Consider the following 18,565-nt stretch of genomic DNA (forward strand, 5'->3'; position numbering starts at 1 on the left):
ATCTTAATTAATAACTTATTGTTTCATGTGAAACATTCCTTGTAAATTTTTCAACATTTTTCAAAATAATAGTAGATATTTCTACACAATGGTGTTATAATAAAAGCATCGAAGACGCAGTCTACGTTTCGATAAGATTGATGTGACTACACATGATATAGCAAAATTTAATCCCCCCCTTTTTTTAAATTGCTCTTTCCGGAGCCGCTATATTATGTTACGTCACATCTTTCCTTTTTTATTAGACTATTACAAAATTCCCGTTCTACTGATTATTCAATAATTAGTGTAACGGGATTTGTAATATATAGAGATATTTTCATTTCATTAATCCTATTATAGTGATATAATGGAACACGGAATCAATAAACAAACATTTAATCTGTTGGCATAATACAATAAAATTACATATTATGAAAATCATATATATTATATGAATAAAAGATATAGAAAACAGATCACTTAATTATATTATATAATATGTATGTTCACATATGTAGAGAAAACAATTATTGGAAATATAGAATGTTTCACGTGAAACACAAAAAGGAGAATATCAAGTGGGAAGAATTATCGCAATAGCCAACCAGAAGGGTGGCGTAGGGAAAACTACAACTGCAATCAATCTTGCGGCATGTCTTGCAAAAAAAGGAAAGAAAGTCTTAGCAATTGACATGGATCCACAGGGAAATATGACCAGTGGACTTGGAGTTGATAAGAATTCCCTTGAGTACAGTGTTTATGATATGTTAAACGGTGACTGCAATTTAGGCGAATGTATGCTTATCGACGTTTACCCTGATATCAAAGGACTGAATCTTCTCCCAGCCAGCAGAGAGCTTGCAGGTGCAGAAGTAGAATTTGTTACAGTGGAAGATCCACAGTATATTCTTAAAAACCATATCAAGAATGTAAGACGTAAATTTGATTATATTATCATCGACTGCCCTCCTGCTCTTGGAATGTTAACAGTAAATGCCTTAACAGCAGCCAATACTGTATTAGTTCCAATTCAATGTGAGTTCTTTGCATTAGATGGATTATCCCAGTTAATTTACACCGTTAATCTGATACGGAAACAATTAAACAGACTACTTACGATTGAAGGGATTGTATTTACCATGTACGATTCCCGTACCAATCTGTCAATGCAGGTTGTAGATAATGTAAAACAAAATCTGAATCAGCATATTTACAACACTATTATTCCAAGAAATGTTCGTCTGGCTGAATCCCCAAGCTATGGAATGCCAATCATTGCATATGATCCACGATCTGCCGGAGCTGAACATTATATGATGCTGGCTGATGAAGTCATAGCAAATGATTATTACAAATAAAAATCAAATGACTCACAGGAGGAAATAAAATGCCTGTAAAAAAAGGCTTAGGCAGAGGTCTGGATCAGTTAATTCCTACAAATGATCCACCAAAGAGTAAATCAAAATCTGCTTCCAGTGGGACAACAAAAACTGTCACAAAAGAAGTTGTGAAGGAAGTTGTAAAAGAAGTAGAACAGAAAATTAAAATAACACAGATTGAACCAAACCAATCACAGCCAAGAAAGCAATTTGATGAAGATGCTTTACAGGAACTGGCTGATTCTATCAAACAATACGGAGTGTTAGAACCTCTTATTGTAACAAAAAAAGGAAAATTCTATGAGATTATTGCCGGTGAAAGAAGATGGCGTGCTGCCAGGATGGCCGGAATAAAGGAAATACCTGTTGTAATCCGAGAATACACAGACCGTGAAATTATGGAGATCTCTCTCATAGAGAATATTCAGCGTGAAGACCTGAATCCGATTGAAGAAGCAATGGCATATGAAAGTCTTATCAACGAATATAGTCTTACACAGGAAGAAGTAGCTGAAAAGGTTTCAAAGAATCGTTCAACGATTGCAAACTCTCTTCGACTTCTGAAATTATGTGATGAAGTTCGTCAAATGATCATTGAAGACAAGCTGACAACCGGACACGCCAGAGCGTTAATTCCGATTGAGGATGCTGCTCTACAGACAGAAGCTGCAAACTTTATATTTGATAATAAATTAAGTGTTCGTGATACAGAAATCTATGTCAAGAAACTACTTAGTGCACCAAAAGAACCAAAACAGAATAATGTAGATACAAAAGATCTTTCTATCTTCTACAATGATATTGAAAGCCGTCTGAAAAATATTCTGGGTGCAAAGATTGAAATCAAATCAAAAAACAATGATAAAGGAAAAATTGAAATAAATTATTATTCTCAGGAAGAATTGGAAAGAATAACAGAGATGTTATATTCTATTCACAGAGAATAATTGGAAAGGAAATATCAGAATGAACAGTTCTTTACTAGATAAGATTGGTATTGACCCTGCCATTATTTTAATCATACTTCTTGTACTCGTCATCGTTTTATTTGGACTTGTATTCTATCTTATGGCGAATATAAAGAAAAGAAATAAAGATATCAAACGCCTTTTAAGTGGTAAAACGGCAGGTGATATGGAAGAAATTATATTGGATCGATTTGCTGAAATGGATGCTGTGAAGAACAATTCCAAGCGGCTTACAAAAGAACACAAAGAGATCCAGGAAACACTTGCAGCATGTATCAGCAAAATCGGATTAGTCAAATATGATGCATTTGAGGGAATGGGCGGAAGTCTAAGCTTCGCAGTTGCATTTCTAGACAGTCGTAACAATGGTGTAGTTTTAAATTGTATGCATTCCAGAGAGGGATGCTTCGCTTATGCAAAAGAATTGATCAAAGGTGAATCCTATGTAGCTCTTTCTGATGAAGAAAAAGAAGCCATTGAACGTGCAAAAACGCTTGATGAAGAGATTGCTGATATTATGGAAGAAGAATAATAAATCATAATAAAAAACAATTAAATATAATTAAATATGATTTAAAACAATTAAATACAATTAATTATAATTGAAAATGATTAAAAACAATTAAAAATAATTGAATATAATTAAAAATAATTATAATTGACTATAGTCAAAAAAATATAAAAGCATGTGAGAATAAGTATAAACAACCTTATTCCATATGAACCAGGAGGAATATCAAAAAATGATAGACATTAAATTTTTAAGAGAGAATCCAGATGTAGTAAAACAGAACATTAAGAACAAATTTCAGGACAGCAAACTTCCACTTGTTGATGAAGTAATTGAACTTGATGCCCAGGCAAGAACAACTCAGCAGGAGGCTGACGATCTGAGAGCGAATCGTAATAAGCTCTCCAAACAAATCGGTGCATTAATGGCACAGGGCAAAAAAGAAGAAGCTGAAGAAGTAAAAAAACAGGTAACAGAACAGGCAGAACGCTTATCTGAATTACAGGAAAAAGAAACTGAACTTCAGGCAAAAGTAAAAGAGATCATGATGGTAATTCCAAATATCATTGATCCATCTGTTCCTATTGGTAAAGATGATTCCGAAAACGTAGAAATTGAACGTTTTGGTGAGCCGGTTGTTCCTGATTTTGAGATTCCATATCACTCAGAGATCATGGAACATCTTCATGGACTGGATCTTGATTCAGCAAGACGTGTAGCAGGAAATGGTTTCTACTATCTGATGGGTGATATCGCAAGACTTCATTCTGCTGTTATCTCTTACGCAAGAGATTTCATGATTGACAGAGGATTTACCTATTGTGTTCCTCCTTTCATGATCCGAAGTAACGTCGTTACTGGTGTTATGAGCTTTGCAGAAATGGATGCCATGATGTATAAGATTGAAGGCGAAGACCTTTATCTGATCGGTACATCTGAACATTCCATGATCGGTAAATTCATCGATCAGATCATTCCGGAAGAAGAACTTCCAAAGACACTTACAAGCTATTCGCCTTGTTTCAGAAAAGAAAAAGGTGCTCATGGTATTGAGGAACGTGGTGTATACCGTATTCATCAGTTTGAGAAACAGGAAATGATCGTTGTCTGCAAACCGGAAGAAAGCAAAATGTGGTTTGATAAATTATGGCAGAACACCGTTGACCTCTTCCGTTCACTTGATATTCCTGTACGTACATTGGAATGCTGCTCCGGTGATCTTGCAGATCTGAAGGTTAAATCACTGGATGTAGAAGCATGGTCTCCACGTCAGAAGAAATACTTTGAAGTAGGAAGCTGCTCAAATCTGGGTGATGCTCAGGCAAGAAGACTTCAGATCCGTGTAAAGGGTGAAGACGGTAAGAAGTATCTTGCACATACCTTAAACAACACTGTTGTTGCTCCACCTAGAATGCTGATTGCTTTCCTTGAGAATAATCTTCAGGCAGATGGCTCTGTAAGAATTCCGGAAGCACTCCGTCCATACATGGGTGGAAAAGATAAGATTGAAGCTTAATTCCATATTTATTAATTAAATATACTTTTTTGACCATAGTAAAATAAGTTAAGAATCAGAAAGGAGGTGTCTGTGTGCACAGTTATTTACGTTCCATTGGATTTTCCGACATTAAAAACAGACGGCAGTTAACTCCGATCACAAAGGAGATCATTGCCAACCCAACAACAAAAAACATTGTAACTGTTGATGCAGACACCCGTCTGGTTCAATTAAATAAGGACTTTGGAAAACACTTCGGTATCTCTCTTGTCGGAGAAATGGACATCGATAATACCATTTCATTTGAATACTATTTTCCCTATGTCCGCAGTTCTTTCATTATGAATCAGGAACGGATCTATATAGAAAAACATGGTGATAAAGAATCCTATGCCGGTGTCTGTGAAGACTATAATCTGGGCATGACACTCATCTTCTTTCTGACAAATATTTCTGATTATACAAATACAAAATGGATGAACTATTCCAACCATCTGATCACTAAGGCTTATATGTCCGGACTGTCAACAAGCGGTAAAGTTATTCTTGATATTGAACAGCTTCCACCTGCAAACAGAGAACATAAATGTTCCTCTGTTAATCGAAACAAACTGATCGAAGCTGCCAGACAAGGAGACCGTTCCGCCATGGAAAGCCTTACATTAGATGATATGGATATCTATACACAGGTAAGTCGCCGTGCACATTACGAAGATATCCTTTCTATCGTAGAAACGAATTTCATGCCATATGGCATTGAAACAGAACATTATTCTATCATAGGAAATATTCTGGACTGCAGCCTGTGCGAAAATGATTATACAAAGGAACCTGTATACCTTCTGAATGTGGAAACAAATGAAATGCTGATGGCTATAGCGATCAATGAAAAAGATCTGCTCGGTACACCTGCTCCAGGTCGCCGGTTCAAAGGCGAAATCTGGCTCCAGGGAAATGTTATTTTTTAAGAAATTGACATTTCTTACATTCTTGGGTATCATAGTAATGTTGGGTTTATTATATATTTTCCCCTTCTGCATTTGTAGCTCAGCAGGATAGAGCGTCCGCCTCCTAAGCGGAAGGCCGTGGGTTCGAATCCCGCCAGGTGCATTTTAGTGCATATAAATTAATTTGAAAGTATACGACAGTTATTTTCATATAACAAATCAAAGGATCAATACACATGAACTATATCGTAATGGATCTTGAGTGGAATCAAAGTTATTCCGGTCATATCGGAGAACATCCCCGAATGCCGTTTGAAATAATCGAAATCGGTGCGGTTAAAGTAGATAAGAACTATCGCATCATTGATGAATACTCCAGTTTGATAAAACCCCGGATCTATAAAAAATTACATTCAAAAATCAGAACCATTTTAAATTATGATGAAACGGATCTGGCAAAAGGAAGAGGATTTAAAGAAGTCTGTACGGAATTTCTGGAATGGTGCGGTAAAGATTATATCTTCTGTACCTGGGGTCCCATGGACCTTACCGAATTACAAACAAATATGGCTTTCTACTATATGGACAAGCTTCCTCGTCCTTTGAAATTTTTAAATCTTCAGCAGATATATGCAAACATGGTCGACCCAACCGGTTCTACCGTCAGTAAACTGGAAAAAGCAGTTGCAGATTTTAATATACCGGAAGATGAACCTTTTCATTCTGCTGTAAACGATGCCAGATATACCGCTCTTGTTTTAAAAGAGATGCATCCAAGAAATTTGAAAGATTTATACAGCTTCGATCTGTATATTCATCCTACAAAAAAGGAAGAGGAAATTGTAGCCATACATAATAATCAGTATGAATACATTACAAGAGAATTTTCAAGCAAGCAGGAAGCAATGGACGATAAAGATATTGCCTGTATAAGATGCTACAAATGTAACAAGAAGATCAATAAGAGGCTTGAATGGTTTTCAAACAGTCCGTCTTCTTACATCTGTGCAGGGAAATGCTGGCACCATGGTTATTTCAGTGGAAAGATAAAATTTAAACCACTTGATAACGGAAAATACTATGTTGTTAAAACAATTAAACCAATAGATAAAAACGGTGTTGAAGCTATCAAACAAAAACAGATAGAAATTCGAGAGAGACGTAAAGAAAAACGGCACACTCGTGCTACAAGATAATATTCTAACATTTGATAATAAAACGAACAGATCATTTTTCTGTATATTTTCCTAATAAAAATGGAGCAGGTTTACAAATACCTGCTCCATTTTTATATAATGTCTTTCATTGATATTATATATATTTTTCATTTCTACTATACTTTTTTATTTTTCCTTCATTCCAAGAGGCTTCTTTGTCGCTGTTCCTGCTTTTCTTGGATACTCCTCCGGTGTTGCTGCCATCTTCTTTACAAATACAAAGCAACGCTCCATATCTGTATCCGGTATCGTTGTATGAAAGATATTCTCTACCTGTCCTCCAAGGATACGAATCGCCTTTTTTCCTGCATGGATCTCTTCATCCAGTCCGGATGCCTTATATGGAATAAAATATCCACCTGTCTTAACAAATGGCATACAAAACTCTGATAAAGAGGATAAATTTGCAACCGCTCTTGATACCGCAAGATCATACTTTTCACGATACTGTGCATTTCTTCCACCATCCTCAGCTCTGCTGTGAATAGCTTCTATATCGTCCATCTCAAGTGTCCGGATAACCTCATTTAAGAACTTTACACGCTTATTCAGGGAATCCATTAATGTTACCTTTAAACCTGGAAAAGCGATTTTAAGCGGTATTCCGGGAAATCCTGCTCCGGTCCCTACATCTATGACTGATAAAGATTCATCCAGCTTTTTATATTTTGCAAGCAGAAGACTATCTGCAAAATGCTTTATAATGACATCTTCCTTCTCTGTGATGGCTGTCAGATTCATAACCTTATTCCACTCTACCAAAAGCTCATAATATCTCTGAAACTGCTCTAACTGATGATCATTTAATTCAATATCTATCTTCTTTGCTAATTCACTTAGTCGATCCATATTGTGATATCCCTTCTATTATTTAATTTCAGGCTCTCCGTCATGCTGCTTCATCTTCAGATAAACCAGCAGCACAGATATATCTGCCGGTGATACACCGGAGATTCTGGATGCCTGACCGATATTTTCCGGCTTGATATCCTTTAACTTCTGTCTGGCTTCTTTTCGCAGATTCGATACATCATCATAATTCAGATCAGCCGGGATCATCCTCTTTTCCAGCTTTTTAAACTGATGTACCTGTTCTGTCTGTCTCTTGATATATCCTTCATACTTGATTGATATATCAATCTGTTCGATCACATCCGCAGGCAACGGATGTCTGTCCGGATCAATCGGTACAATCTTATCATAAGAAAGCTCCGGTCTGCGGATCAACTCTGCAAGACTTACTGCTGTCTTTAACTCCGTTGTCTCCATAGAACGTAAGAATTCCTGAATCTTACTGTTTCCGCCAACCATCGTTTCATTTAAACGCTTTGTTTCTTCTTCGATCATTGTACGTTTCTGACAGAATTTCTCATATCTCTCATCGTCGATCAGACCGATTTCATGACCGATATCGGTCAGTCGAAGATCCGCATTATCCTGTCTTAACAGCAGACGATATTCTGCTCTGGAAGTCATCATACGGTATGGTTCTTTTGTCTCCTTTGTAACCAGATCATCGATCAATACACCAATATAAGCCTGTGAACGATCCAATACAACAGGCTCCTTTCCAAGTACCTTTCTGGCTGCATTAATACCTGCCATAAGGCCCTGCGCTGCTGCTTCCTCATAACCGGAGCTTCCATTTAACTGACCTGCACCAAATAAACCTTCCACATCCTTAAATTCCAGTGAATGTTTCAAATTGATCGCACTGATACAATCATACTCGATCGCATAAGCATTTCTTACGATCCTGACATTCTCAAGTCCTTTCATGCTCCGTATCATCTTATACTGAACATCCTCCGGAAGAGAACTGGACATTCCACCCATATACATCTCATTTGTAAATTCACCCTCCGGCTCTATAAAAATCTGATGTCTCGTCTTATCCGGAAACTTCATAACCTTGTCTTCGATCGAAGGACAGTATCTTGGTCCTGTACCCTCAATCACACCGGAAAACAATGGAGAGCGGTTGATATTCTCACGAATTATCTCATGTGTCTCCTCATTTGTATAACAAAGCCAGCAGGATACCTGATCCCGCTTGATATCTTCTTCTGTATTTGTAAAGGAAAATGGAACGATATGCTCATCACCCTTTTGTTCCTCCATCTGAGAGAAATCGATTGTCCTCTTATCCAGTCTTGCAGGTGTACCTGTCTTAAACCGGCGGATACCGATTCCGGCTTCTTTCATGGAATCTGACAAATGATTGGCAGCCATAAGTCCATTTGGTCCTGTGTAATTTACGACATCTCCATAGATACATCTTGCTTTCAGATAAGTACCTGTACAGAGAACAACTGCCTTTGCATAATAGGTTGCACCGGAAAATGTCTTAACACCCTTAACAACGCCATCTGTTACCATCAGCTCTGTTACCTCAGCCTGACGTAATACCAGATGATCGGTATTCTCTAATGTATGTTTCATTGTACGAGAATAATTTGACTTATCTGCCTGCGCACGAAGAGAATGAACAGCAGGTCCTTTTGATGCATTTAACATTTTGGACTGAATATAAGTCTTATCAATATTCTTACCCATCTCTCCACCAAGTGCATCCAGTTCTCTTACCAGGTGTCCTTTTGAGCTTCCACCTACATTTGGATTGCAGGGCATCATGGCAACACTGTCCATACTCACTGTAAACAGAATTGTTTCAAGTCCAAGACGGGCAGAAGCAAGTGCAGCTTCACAGCCTGCATGACCGGCACCCACAACTACCACATCATAATTTTCTTCAACCACTGGCATTTATCCATCCTCCTATTTACCCATGCAGAATTCTTCAAATATCTTATCTGCAAGATCATCTCTGTTCGTTTCTCCTATAATAAGCCCCAGATGTTCATAAGCATCCATCAGGTCGATTGAGAAGAAATCCTCCTCCATACCCATATCAATACTTTCTCTTACCTTTAAAAGGCTTTCTCTGGTCTTCATCAGTTCTTCTTTATGTCTCGCATTTGTAATGTACAACTGGTCATTATACTCCAATTCGCCGGAAAAAAATTTGTCATTTAACAGATCATATAATTTTTCTTTTCCATCTCCTGTAGAAGCAGATAACTCTACAATATCACAACCAAGCTCGCATGTTATCCACATTTTATCCACAACTGTTTGTAAGTCATTTTTATTCATAATGGCAATAACATTTTTGCCCTTAATCTCTGATATTATCTGCTTATCGTTGTCATCTAACGGTACAGATCCATCGATCACATATAAGATCAGATCTGCCTGTGATGCAAATTCCAGTGCCTTATCCACACCCATCTTTTCCACAATATCTTCGGTATCCCGGATACCTGCTGTATCCACAATGTTCAGTATAATACCATTTATGTTGACAACTTCCTCTAAGGTATCTCTTGTCGTTCCTGCAATATCCGTAACGATTGCTCTGTTTTCTCCCAGAAACATGTTGAGAAGTGAGGATTTTCCTGCATTTGGCTTACCTACGATAACCGTCTTGATTCCCTCTTTTAAGATCCTTCCATTATCAAAAGTTTGCAGTAATTTATCCACATTATCACCCAACTTATCCACAATTGTCTGTAGTTTCTGTGGGTAACCATCCAGACTGTAATGTTCCGGATCATCAAGTGCTGATTCTATAAACGCTACATTATATAAAATCTGTTCTCTCATATCTATGATCTGATTCTTCAGATCACCACGAAGCTGCATAAGAGAAGATTTCACCGCAAAATCATTCTTGGCACTGATCAGATCCATGACGGATTCTGCCTGTGACAGATCGATCCTTCCATTTAAGAATGCCCGCTTGGTAAATTCTCCCGGTTCTGCGAGTCTTGCACCATTTTTAATTACTGCAGCAAGTACATTCCTTAATACAACCATTCCGCCATGACATTGTAACTCACATACATCTTCACAAGTATAAGTATGTGGAGCACGCATCAGAAGCAGAATACCCTCGTCCAGCTCTTTATCACCATCATATACCTGTCCAAATGCTGCTGTGTAGCTTTTCATGCTTTCTATTTTTTTCTCTTCATTTACCGGTCTGAACACCTTTGAAGCAACTTCAACTGCATTCTTACCACTGATCCTTATAATACCAACCCCGGCATTTCCCATACCGGTTGCGATCGCTGCGATCGTATCATTTACAAGCATATGATTTCTCCTGTTTCTATCTGATCAATATTCTATATATCATTCACTGACATAACAAATAACATATATTATCATATCACTTTATTTATACTAACATACTTTTAGATAATACACCTATACATACTTTTTTTCTATCCCTAAAAAAAATTTCCGGAAGCCGATTCATCAGAGCCGTTACCCTGATTTTTCATTTTCCGGAAATCATATTTTTCAGAAATTCATATTTACATATGTTTTTCTGTTTTTATACAAGTATCTGTTAGCAAAATACTTTATTATTTGTTATTTCTGTCGTATTTCTTTAAATATACAATAACCTTACGATATGGTTCTTCACCCTCGCTTCTTGTAGATACATACTTATCATTCTGTAAAGTAGCGTGGATAATTCTTCTCTCATAAGGATTCATTGGTTCAAGTGCAAATGAACGCTTTGTTCTCTTTACCTTGAATGCAATGTTCTTGGCAAGATTTTCAAGAGTTTCTTTTCTTCTTGCTCTGTAATTCTCTGTATCAAGCTTTACTCTGATATAAGAGTCGCTCTTCTTGTTTACTGCGAGGCTGATCAGATACTGAAGTGCATCTAATGTCTGACCTCTCTTACCGATCAGAATACCCATCTCAGGACCTTCTACATCGATATCAAGAAGATTTTCTGTCTCGTTAAACTCGATCTTGATGTCAGCCTGAATATCCATAGCCTTGAATAATGTTTCAAGATATTCTCTTACATCATCCACAAATGTTTTCTTCTTTCTGGCACTGATGACAAATGGCTTTGAACCGATCAGTCCAAGAAAACCTGTGCTTCCCTCACTGACTACATTATATTCCAGGTCTGTACTGGCACATCCAAGCTCAACGCTTGCCTGCATAAGTGCCTCATCTAAAGTTTTACCTTTAAATTCTACAAACTCCATTATTTATTTCCTCCCTTATCATTACTCTTATTCTGATACTGAAGCATGATATTTGCTTTGGAACCAATGCTTCCAGATTTGTAATGAACATTGTTTTCTGACTGTTTCACTTCATCAACTGTCGGATTCGTATAACTTTTCAGTCTTGAAGATGCCATTTTGTTAATACTTTCAGACTGGGTGCTATCTGAACTTACATTACCATTCTGAGCGTCCATCATTTTCTCATAAAATGACTTCTTACCGGGATGCTTTGCTTCTTTCTTTGCCTGCTTCTTAGCTGCTTTTACTCTACATTTCTCAAGAACTGCTTCTTTATCACACTTCTTATAATAATTGTTGATAATAAGCTGTGTAATAATCGTGATAACAGAACCTATGATCCAGTAAAGACCAATAGCGATTGGCAGATTAATACAGATAAATAATGACATAAGCGGCATACCGTAAGTCATCATATTCATCATACTGTTTGCCTGTGCTGCTGTAGGATCATTTGAATTTGTGTTAGAAGCACTCATGCTGATCTTTGAAGATACAAACTGCAATACTGCTGACAGGATTGGAACGATCAGTGCTGCTGAAAGCTTCAGTCCGGGAGCATCTGCGATATTCAGATTAAATAAAAATCTGTTCATATTTTCAAAGTTATGAATATAATCTGCTTCTTTTCCACTTGTAAATCCAAAAATATCCTGTAACTGCGACCAGTCATGTGTGGATATCTTATCCAGTACATCGATAACTTTATTATCTGTAAGATTACCTTTTGATACTGCATCCATCATCTGATTGGAAGCTGTAACAGCTGTAGATACCCTGCCATCTGAATCACTTGCTACTGCATTGATGATATCATAATAATTTGCACTAGAATCAAGCTTAATTGAACTTAATTTAGAAGCATCAATCTTATCAATAGCCACTTTCTGCATACTTTCTACAATATACTGGTACTTATCCTTCATATCTCCTACATAAGCAGGGATATTCTGGATAACACGGTACAAACCATAGAATACAGGAAGCTGGATCAGAGTTGGCAGACATCCGGATGTAAGACTTACACCATACTTCTTCTGGATTTTCTGTGTCTCCTGCTGCTTCTTCATCAGGGATTCCTGATCTGTTTTATTGTTATACTTCTTTGTTGCCTTATTAATCTCCGGCTGGATAAAACTCATAATCTTAGAAGATTTCTGCTGCTTGAAATTCAATGGAAACAAACAAGCTCTTATGAAAAACGTAAATAAGATAACGCAGATACTAAGATTAACATATCCTATTCCCATGCTGTTACTGATAATCTCGATCAATTTATACATCAGATCAAAGATCTTACCGAATAACCAACATATCGGTCCTAAGATCATACCGTCTTCTACTGTTAGAAACATCTTGTCCTCCTTTATGGAACGGGATCATATCCTCCTTTAGAAAAAGGATTACATCTAAGTATTCTCCATACAGCCAGGAGGCCACCTTTTATCACTCCATACTTTTCCAAAGCTTCGATCGCATATTGTGAACAGGTTGGAAAATACTTGCAGGTAGGATGTCCTTTTAACATGGACAAATACCTCTGATAAAATCTGATTAAACCAATTAACATTCTTTTCATTTTTAATTTTCACCATCTCTGACTATCGTCAGCTTCTTCAGCCTGAACAGATGCATCATAGCACTTTCTATCTCATGATACCCCTTGTCCTTCGCTGTTACTCTGGCAACGAACACAATGTCATAACCACTGCAAATACAGTCTTTGTTTAATCGATAAGCTTCTCTAATCAATCTGGTTACCCTGTGTCTTACCACACTGTTACCAACTTTTTTACTAACAGAGATTCCAAGTCTATTGTATTCCAAGCTGTTGGCTCTCAGATACATAACTAAATATTTATTGGCCACCGAATCCTTTGTGTTATAAACACTGCCAAACTCTCTGCTGTTTTTTAACGTAATAAAATTACTCATAACATAACCACCAAATCATTGATTGAAAATTAGAAAAACTAAAAAAGGCCACAACCTTGTGACCTATGCTGATAATTTCTTTCTACCCTTAGCTCGTCTAGCGGCCAGTACCTTTCTGCCATTAGCAGTGCTCATTCTCTTTCTGAAACCATGAACCTTTGATCTCTGTCTCTTCTTAGGCTGGAAAGTCATCTTCATATCTACACACCTCCTTTATTTATTATGACCATGATTTATCCACATCCATTCACTTTCTCTGTTTATAACAGACTCAAATGAACACATACAGATACCTACAAAGTCCTTGCATATTATAAATAAATAACCCCATACAGTCAAGTTTTTTTTGAATTTTTCCTTTAAAATCAAGGGTTTTCATATCATAAAACACTTAGTTAGAAAAATGTGATTTTATATTTTTCAAAAATTGGTGTCTATATAATTTTCAAATACAAAATCTAGTGGTTTTTCTTTTTCTCCACATTTATCCATTGATATGAACTTTACCATAATCAATTTACATAATGTTATCCACAAATTGTGAATAACTTGTGGATAACATCTTGATTCATTGTTTTCTTTCTTCCATAAATCCATATTTTATCTTATTTTTTGATGTTCACAATTTATAAGGTAACATTTTTTTTACTTAACATAACAATACTTTTTCATAATTATTATGTAACTTATACACCTTCTTTTTCAAAACAGTTTTTTAACATATATCAAAATGAGTTTCTTCCTATTATATAAAAAATTTTTCTCATATGTCTGTCAGAGGGTAATAAAACTTGAAAAAATGGTCATTTTGTTATAAGATATAAATACGTGGTTCTATGCCTATAACTCCATAGACACAACGACTGGACGGAAAGGATTTTCGGAAGAATGGAAGAATTAATTTTATCAAAATGGGACGAGATACTCTCTCTTCTCGAGACAGAACATGGATTATCCCCTATTGTTGTTAAAACATGGATCAAACCTTTGAAGTTATATTCTGTCGAAGGAAAAAAACTGTATTTTGCAGTTGATGATAGTATGGGTTCAAGAGCCATCGATTTTATTAATAAAAAAATGTACGATATGTTCCTGGTTACTTCTATAAAAGAAGTGCTGGATGACGATTCTATCGAGATTGTAATTGACGTAGAAAGTAATCTGAACAAAACCTCCAAAGAAGAGGTTACCAAAGAAGAATACAACGAAGCGATTACCAAGAGCAATCTCTATCCAAAATATACATTTGATACATTCGTTGTAGGTGAGAGCAATAAGCTCGCTCATGCAACATGTCTTGCTGTCGCAGATTCACCGGGACTGGACAAATTCAACCCACTGTTTTTATATGGTGGAGCAGGTCTTGGCAAAACACATCTGATGCAGTCTATTGCACATTATATTTTACAGCATAATAAGAATATGAAGGTTCTCTATGTACCTTCCAATAAATTTACAAATGAAATCGTAGAAGCAATCAAGAAAAACAAAACCGACGAGTTCCGGGAAAAGTATAGAACCGTTGATGTATTACTGATCGATGATATTCAATATCTTATCGGTAAAGAGAGTACCCAGCAGGAGTTCTTTGATACCTTCAATGCACTTCACGATGAAGGAAAGCAGATCATTCTATCATCGGATAAGCCTCCTAAAGAAATTAAAACTCTGGAAGAGCGTTTCCGTTCCAGATTTGAATGGGGAGTGCCAATCGATATTCATGCTCCTGATTATGAAACCAGAATGGCAATTCTCAAAAATAAAGTTGAGATGAACGGATACAAGAATATCAGTGACAACATTCTGGAATATATTGCAAATAACGTTACCTATAATGTAAGAGAACTGGAAGGAGCATTAAACAAGATCAGTGTATATGCCGAACTTGGAAATGTTACGATCACAGAGGATCTTGCAAAGAACATATTAAAAGATATGATATCCAAGGAAACCAACGTTACGATCACACCTGATCTTATCATTAATACCGTTTCCGAACACTTAAATATCAGTGTTGATGATATCAAATCTTCAAAACGTAGTCAGGATGTAGCCAATGCAAGACAGATATCCATGTATCTATGCCGTAAGTTTACAACAAAGGGATTAAAGAGCATCGGAGATGTATTTGGCGGTAAAGACCATTCGACTGTTTTAAGTAATATCAACAAAGTAGATAAGAGGATTGAAAGTGATCCTGAATATGCAGAGACGATTGATGTCATTATCAAGAAGCTCAGTCCTCACAGCTAATGTTATTTATATGTGGATGAATGTCTGTACTATTGTTATGAAATGTTAGTATCTGACAATTCAATCAATTCAGACGATTTTCAAATGTTTATAAGTCCACTTACAATAACATTGAATATCAGGAAAATTAACATAGACACATAATTGATTTCATAAGAATTTATAAGGATATTTTGAAGTTTCAACAAATCCACACCTACTACTACTGTTATTACTACTTTTATTATTAAATATATATCTACAGACAACCGGGAAAGGAGTTTATAAACAAAATGAAGATTTCGTGTATGAAGGGAAAATTGATGCAGGGAATTAGTAATGTATCAAAAGCTGTATCTACAAAAACCACACATCCAATTCTCTCATGTATTTTCATTGAAGCTGAAAATGGAAATATAAAACTCACAGCAAATGATATGGAAATTGGAATAGAATCTTATGTTGAAGGAACTGTTATCGAAGAAGGAAAGGTTGCGATCGAAGCAAAGCTTTTATCGGACATCGTAAGAAAGCTTCCGGATAGTGAGATACATATGGAAACAAATGAAGATTTCAAGACAACTATCAAATGTGAGAAATCATTATTTACCATTGCAGGAAAATCAGGAGAGGATTTTTCCAGTCTTCCGGTTGTTGAAAAATCCAAATATATTACAATTTCACAGTTTACATTAAGAGAGATTATCAACCAGACGATCTTTTCAATTTCAGACAGCGAATACAATAACGTTATGACAGGTGAATTATTTGAGGTTTCTAATAACAGACTTCGTGTTGTAGCTATTGACGGACATCGTATCGCTATCCGTAATGTAGAATTAAAGGATGAGAGTCAGGATGTGAAGGTTATCGTTCCTGGTAAGGCACTCAGTTATATTAGTAAGATTGTAAATGGTGGAGTAGATGATGATGTAAATATCTACTTTGCAGATAATAATATATTATTTGAATTTGACAGAACAAAGGTTGTATCTCGTCTGGTAGAAGGTGAATTCTTCAGAATTGATAATATGTTAAATGTTGATTATCAGATCAAGTTCACTATCAACAAGAGAGAATTTCTTGACTGTCTGGATCGTTCATCTCTTCTAATTAAAGAATCAGATAAGAAACCGATCAAGCTCACGATAGAAGATAACATGTTATATCTGAAGATAGATTCTCTGATCGGTTCAATGAATGAAGAGATAGAGATTCATAAAGAGGGAAGCAATATCATCATTGGATTCAATCCAAAATTCTTAATGGATGCGATCCGTGCAATTGACGATGATGATATTACTATATACATGAATAATACAAAATCACCTTGTGTAATCAAGGATGAAGAAGAGAATTATATTTATCTGATCCTTCCAATGGGTATCGGAAGCAGATAATCCAGGATTGGAGATAAGAAAAAATGGAAATAATCAAGCTGAGAGATGAATTTATAAAACTAGGTCAGGCATTAAAGGCAGCCGGTTTTGTAGAGTCAGGAGTAGAAGCAAAAGAGGTTATATCTCAGGGTCTTGTTATCGTAAATGGTGAGATTGAGACCAGAAGAGGAAAAAAACTGTATGATGGAGATGAAGTAGAATTTGATGGAGATAAGATCAGTATCCAGAAATAATTCTACACATGTGGCTGGTAGATAGTATGTATGTTGAATCACTGAATATTAACAACTATAGAAATTATGATGAGTTATTCATTATGTTTGATAAGAATACCAATATTTTATATGGCGATAATGCACAGGGAAAAACAAATATACTGGAATCTATTTATATGGCAGCTACAACTAAGTCCCACCGTGGAAGTAAGGATCGGGAAATCATAAAAATAGGTGAAGAAGAGTCACATATACGTCTTTGCATCAAAAAAAGTGATATAAGTCATCGGATTGATATGCATTTGCGTAAAAGCAAGAATAAAGGAGTTGCTATAGATGGACTGCCTATCAGACGTACAACTGAACTTTTTGGTTTATTAAATGTGATATTTTTTTCGCCGGAGGATTTATCTATCATAAAAAACGGTCCTTCTGAGAGAAGAAGATTTCTGGATCTGGAGTTGTGTCAGTTAAGCAGATTGTATTATCAGAATCTGTCTTCCTATTCCAAGATATTGAATCAGAGAAATAATCTGTTAAAGCAGATTGCTTATAATAAAAGTCTGATGGATACTTTAGATGTATGGAACATGCAGCTTGTGGATTACGGAAGAAAGGTTATAAAAGAAAGACAGAATTTTATAACGATGTTAAATGATCTGATCGGAGAAATCCATTTGAAGCTGACTTCCGGAAAAGAAAAGCTGGAGATCATCTATGATAAGAATGTTGGTGAAGATGAATTTGAACAGGTGTTGTCAGATAAGGTTCATGTAGATCTGAATTATATGAGCACCCAGACAGGACCTCACAGAGATGACATCATGTTTATGATAAACGGAATCGATGCAAGAAGATTTGGATCACAGGGACAGCAGAGAACAGTCGCTCTTTCTTTGAAGATCGCAGAGATAAAGCTAGTAAAAAATATTATAAATGATAATCCGATACTTCTCCTGGATGATGTTATGTCAGAGCTTGACAGCAGCAGAAGAGAAGCGTTGTTAGAGGAGATCAAAGATATACAAACAATTATAACCTGTACAGGTTATGATGATTTTATAAAAGAACAAGTAGTGATCAATAATGTGTATCATGTTACAAACGGAACCGTTACGAAGATATAAGTTTTGTTTGTTATGGAATATTAAGGAGGAAAAA

Annotated in this window: 18 protein-coding genes and 1 tRNA gene; 11 read left to right on the plus strand and 8 right to left on the minus strand. The window is 36.1% G+C overall.

The window, feature by feature from the left end:
• Positions 1 to 560 precede the first annotated feature (560 nt).
• From DXB77_RS09470 to DXB77_RS09500, 7 genes are all read left to right on the plus strand, one after another.
• Positions 561 to 1,340: an AAA family ATPase gene (locus DXB77_RS09470; RefSeq protein ID WP_021944277.1), complete on the plus strand. Its 780-nt coding sequence runs from the start codon at positions 561 to 563 to the stop codon at positions 1,338 to 1,340.
• A gap of 29 nt (positions 1,341 to 1,369) precedes the next feature.
• Positions 1,370 to 2,308 carry a ParB/RepB/Spo0J family partition protein gene (locus DXB77_RS09475; RefSeq protein ID WP_021944276.1) on the plus strand — a complete coding sequence of 313 codons (939 nt, stop codon included), beginning with the start codon at positions 1,370 to 1,372 and terminating at the stop codon, positions 2,306 to 2,308.
• 19 nt (positions 2,309 to 2,327) lie between these two features.
• On the plus strand, positions 2,328 to 2,861 hold the full coding sequence (locus DXB77_RS09480) for a DUF4446 family protein (protein ID WP_021944275.1): 534 nt from the start codon (positions 2,328 to 2,330) through the stop codon (positions 2,859 to 2,861).
• Positions 2,862 to 3,072: 211 nt separating this feature from the next.
• Positions 3,073 to 4,356 (plus strand): serine--tRNA ligase, encoded by a 1,284-nt coding sequence (gene serS / locus DXB77_RS09485; RefSeq protein WP_118663106.1) that lies wholly within the window; start codon positions 3,073 to 3,075, stop codon positions 4,354 to 4,356.
• A 74-nt stretch (positions 4,357 to 4,430) separates the two neighbouring features.
• On the plus strand, positions 4,431 to 5,306 hold the full coding sequence (locus DXB77_RS09490; protein ID WP_117822440.1) for a DUF3881 family protein: 876 nt from the start codon (positions 4,431 to 4,433) through the stop codon (positions 5,304 to 5,306).
• Between the two features lie 68 nt (positions 5,307 to 5,374).
• Positions 5,375 to 5,448 (plus strand) — tRNA-Arg (locus tag DXB77_RS09495).
• A gap of 142 nt (positions 5,449 to 5,590) precedes the next feature.
• Positions 5,591 to 6,481 carry a 3'-5' exonuclease gene (locus DXB77_RS09500; protein WP_243100172.1) on the plus strand — a complete coding sequence of 297 codons (891 nt, stop codon included), beginning with the start codon at positions 5,591 to 5,593 and terminating at the stop codon, positions 6,479 to 6,481.
• 147 nt (positions 6,482 to 6,628) lie between these two features.
• Here DXB77_RS09500 and rsmG read toward each other — a convergent pair whose 3' ends face one another.
• From rsmG to rpmH, 8 genes are all read right to left on the minus strand, one after another.
• On the minus strand, positions 6,629 to 7,351 hold the full coding sequence (gene rsmG, locus DXB77_RS09505; RefSeq protein WP_117807957.1) for a 16S rRNA (guanine(527)-N(7))-methyltransferase RsmG: 723 nt from the start codon (positions 7,349 to 7,351) through the stop codon (positions 6,629 to 6,631).
• A gap of 18 nt (positions 7,352 to 7,369) precedes the next feature.
• A complete protein-coding gene (gene mnmG, locus DXB77_RS09510; RefSeq protein WP_118663108.1) occupies positions 7,370 to 9,268 on the minus strand; it encodes a tRNA uridine-5-carboxymethylaminomethyl(34) synthesis enzyme MnmG in 1,899 nt (632 codons plus the stop codon).
• Positions 9,269 to 9,280: 12 nt separating this feature from the next.
• Positions 9,281 to 10,660, minus strand: coding sequence for a tRNA uridine-5-carboxymethylaminomethyl(34) synthesis GTPase MnmE (mnmE, locus tag DXB77_RS09515; RefSeq protein WP_118663109.1), 1,380 nt, complete (start codon positions 10,658 to 10,660; stop codon positions 9,281 to 9,283).
• Between the two features lie 275 nt (positions 10,661 to 10,935).
• Positions 10,936 to 11,580, minus strand: coding sequence for an RNA-binding cell elongation regulator Jag/EloR (jag, locus tag DXB77_RS09520; protein WP_021944268.1), 645 nt, complete (start codon positions 11,578 to 11,580; stop codon positions 10,936 to 10,938).
• Positions 11,580 to 12,977, minus strand: coding sequence for a YidC/Oxa1 family membrane protein insertase (locus tag DXB77_RS09525; protein WP_117784571.1), 1,398 nt, complete (start codon positions 12,975 to 12,977; stop codon positions 11,580 to 11,582). Before DXB77_RS09525 ends, jag begins: the two co-directional genes overlap by 1 nt.
• A gap of 11 nt (positions 12,978 to 12,988) precedes the next feature.
• Entirely contained in the window at positions 12,989 to 13,201 is a 213-nt protein-coding gene (gene yidD / locus DXB77_RS09530; RefSeq protein ID WP_084770674.1) for a membrane protein insertion efficiency factor YidD, read from the minus strand.
• A gap of 2 nt (positions 13,202 to 13,203) precedes the next feature.
• Entirely contained in the window at positions 13,204 to 13,557 is a 354-nt protein-coding gene (rnpA, locus tag DXB77_RS09535) for a ribonuclease P protein component (protein WP_021944266.1), read from the minus strand.
• Between the two features lie 63 nt (positions 13,558 to 13,620).
• Entirely contained in the window at positions 13,621 to 13,755 is a 135-nt protein-coding gene (rpmH, locus tag DXB77_RS09540) for a 50S ribosomal protein L34 (RefSeq protein WP_004852723.1), read from the minus strand.
• A 690-nt stretch (positions 13,756 to 14,445) separates the two neighbouring features.
• Here rpmH and dnaA point away from each other — a divergent pair.
• The 4 genes from dnaA (at position 14,446) to recF (ending at position 18,531) form a co-directional block, all read left to right on the plus strand.
• Positions 14,446 to 15,810 (plus strand): chromosomal replication initiator protein DnaA, encoded by a 1,365-nt coding sequence (gene dnaA / locus DXB77_RS09545; RefSeq protein ID WP_021944265.1) that lies wholly within the window; start codon positions 14,446 to 14,448, stop codon positions 15,808 to 15,810.
• Between the two features lie 272 nt (positions 15,811 to 16,082).
• Positions 16,083 to 17,189 carry a DNA polymerase III subunit beta gene (gene dnaN, locus DXB77_RS09550; RefSeq protein WP_021944264.1) on the plus strand — a complete coding sequence of 369 codons (1,107 nt, stop codon included), beginning with the start codon at positions 16,083 to 16,085 and terminating at the stop codon, positions 17,187 to 17,189.
• A 23-nt stretch (positions 17,190 to 17,212) separates the two neighbouring features.
• Positions 17,213 to 17,422, plus strand: coding sequence for an RNA-binding S4 domain-containing protein (locus DXB77_RS09555; RefSeq protein ID WP_008401671.1), 210 nt, complete (start codon positions 17,213 to 17,215; stop codon positions 17,420 to 17,422).
• A 26-nt stretch (positions 17,423 to 17,448) separates the two neighbouring features.
• Complete coding sequence (gene recF, locus DXB77_RS09560; RefSeq protein WP_118663190.1) at positions 17,449 to 18,531, plus strand: DNA replication/repair protein RecF; 1,083 nt, start codon at positions 17,449 to 17,451, stop codon at positions 18,529 to 18,531.
• Positions 18,532 to 18,565 lie beyond the last annotated feature (34 nt).

This window comes from Clostridium sp. OM05-9, assembly GCF_003481465.1.
Taxonomy (GTDB): Bacteria; Bacillota; Clostridia; order Lachnospirales; family Lachnospiraceae; genus Coprococcus; species Coprococcus ammoniilyticus.

Coding starts and splice junctions, on each gene's coding strand:
- mnmG (WP_118663108.1), bottom strand. CDS start 9,268: ATGCCAGTGGTTGAAGAAAATTATGATGTGGTAGTTGTGGGTGCCGGT.
- DXB77_RS09555 (WP_008401671.1), top strand. CDS start 17,213: ATGGAAATAATCAAGCTGAGAGATGAATTTATAAAACTAGGTCAGGCA.
- mnmE (WP_118663109.1), bottom strand. CDS start 10,660: ATGCTTGTAAATGATACGATCGCAGCGATCGCAACCGGTATGGGAAAT.
- DXB77_RS09480 (WP_021944275.1), top strand. CDS start 2,328: ATGAACAGTTCTTTACTAGATAAGATTGGTATTGACCCTGCCATTATT.
- dnaA (WP_021944265.1), top strand. CDS start 14,446: ATGGAAGAATTAATTTTATCAAAATGGGACGAGATACTCTCTCTTCTC.
- rpmH (WP_004852723.1), bottom strand. CDS start 13,755: ATGAAGATGACTTTCCAGCCTAAGAAGAGACAGAGATCAAAGGTTCAT.
- rsmG (WP_117807957.1), bottom strand. CDS start 7,351: ATGGATCGACTAAGTGAATTAGCAAAGAAGATAGATATTGAATTAAAT.
- jag (WP_021944268.1), bottom strand. CDS start 11,580: ATGGAGTTTGTAGAATTTAAAGGTAAAACTTTAGATGAGGCACTTATG.
- DXB77_RS09500 (WP_243100172.1), top strand. CDS start 5,591: ATGCCGTTTGAAATAATCGAAATCGGTGCGGTTAAAGTAGATAAGAAC.
- recF (WP_118663190.1), top strand. CDS start 17,449: ATGTATGTTGAATCACTGAATATTAACAACTATAGAAATTATGATGAG.
- dnaN (WP_021944264.1), top strand. CDS start 16,083: ATGAAGATTTCGTGTATGAAGGGAAAATTGATGCAGGGAATTAGTAAT.
- DXB77_RS09525 (WP_117784571.1), bottom strand. CDS start 12,977: ATGTTTCTAACAGTAGAAGACGGTATGATCTTAGGACCGATATGTTGG.
- rnpA (WP_021944266.1), bottom strand. CDS start 13,557: ATGAGTAATTTTATTACGTTAAAAAACAGCAGAGAGTTTGGCAGTGTT.
- DXB77_RS09475 (WP_021944276.1), top strand. CDS start 1,370: ATGCCTGTAAAAAAAGGCTTAGGCAGAGGTCTGGATCAGTTAATTCCT.
- serS (WP_118663106.1), top strand. CDS start 3,073: ATGATAGACATTAAATTTTTAAGAGAGAATCCAGATGTAGTAAAACAG.
- yidD (WP_084770674.1), bottom strand. CDS start 13,201: ATGAAAAGAATGTTAATTGGTTTAATCAGATTTTATCAGAGGTATTTG.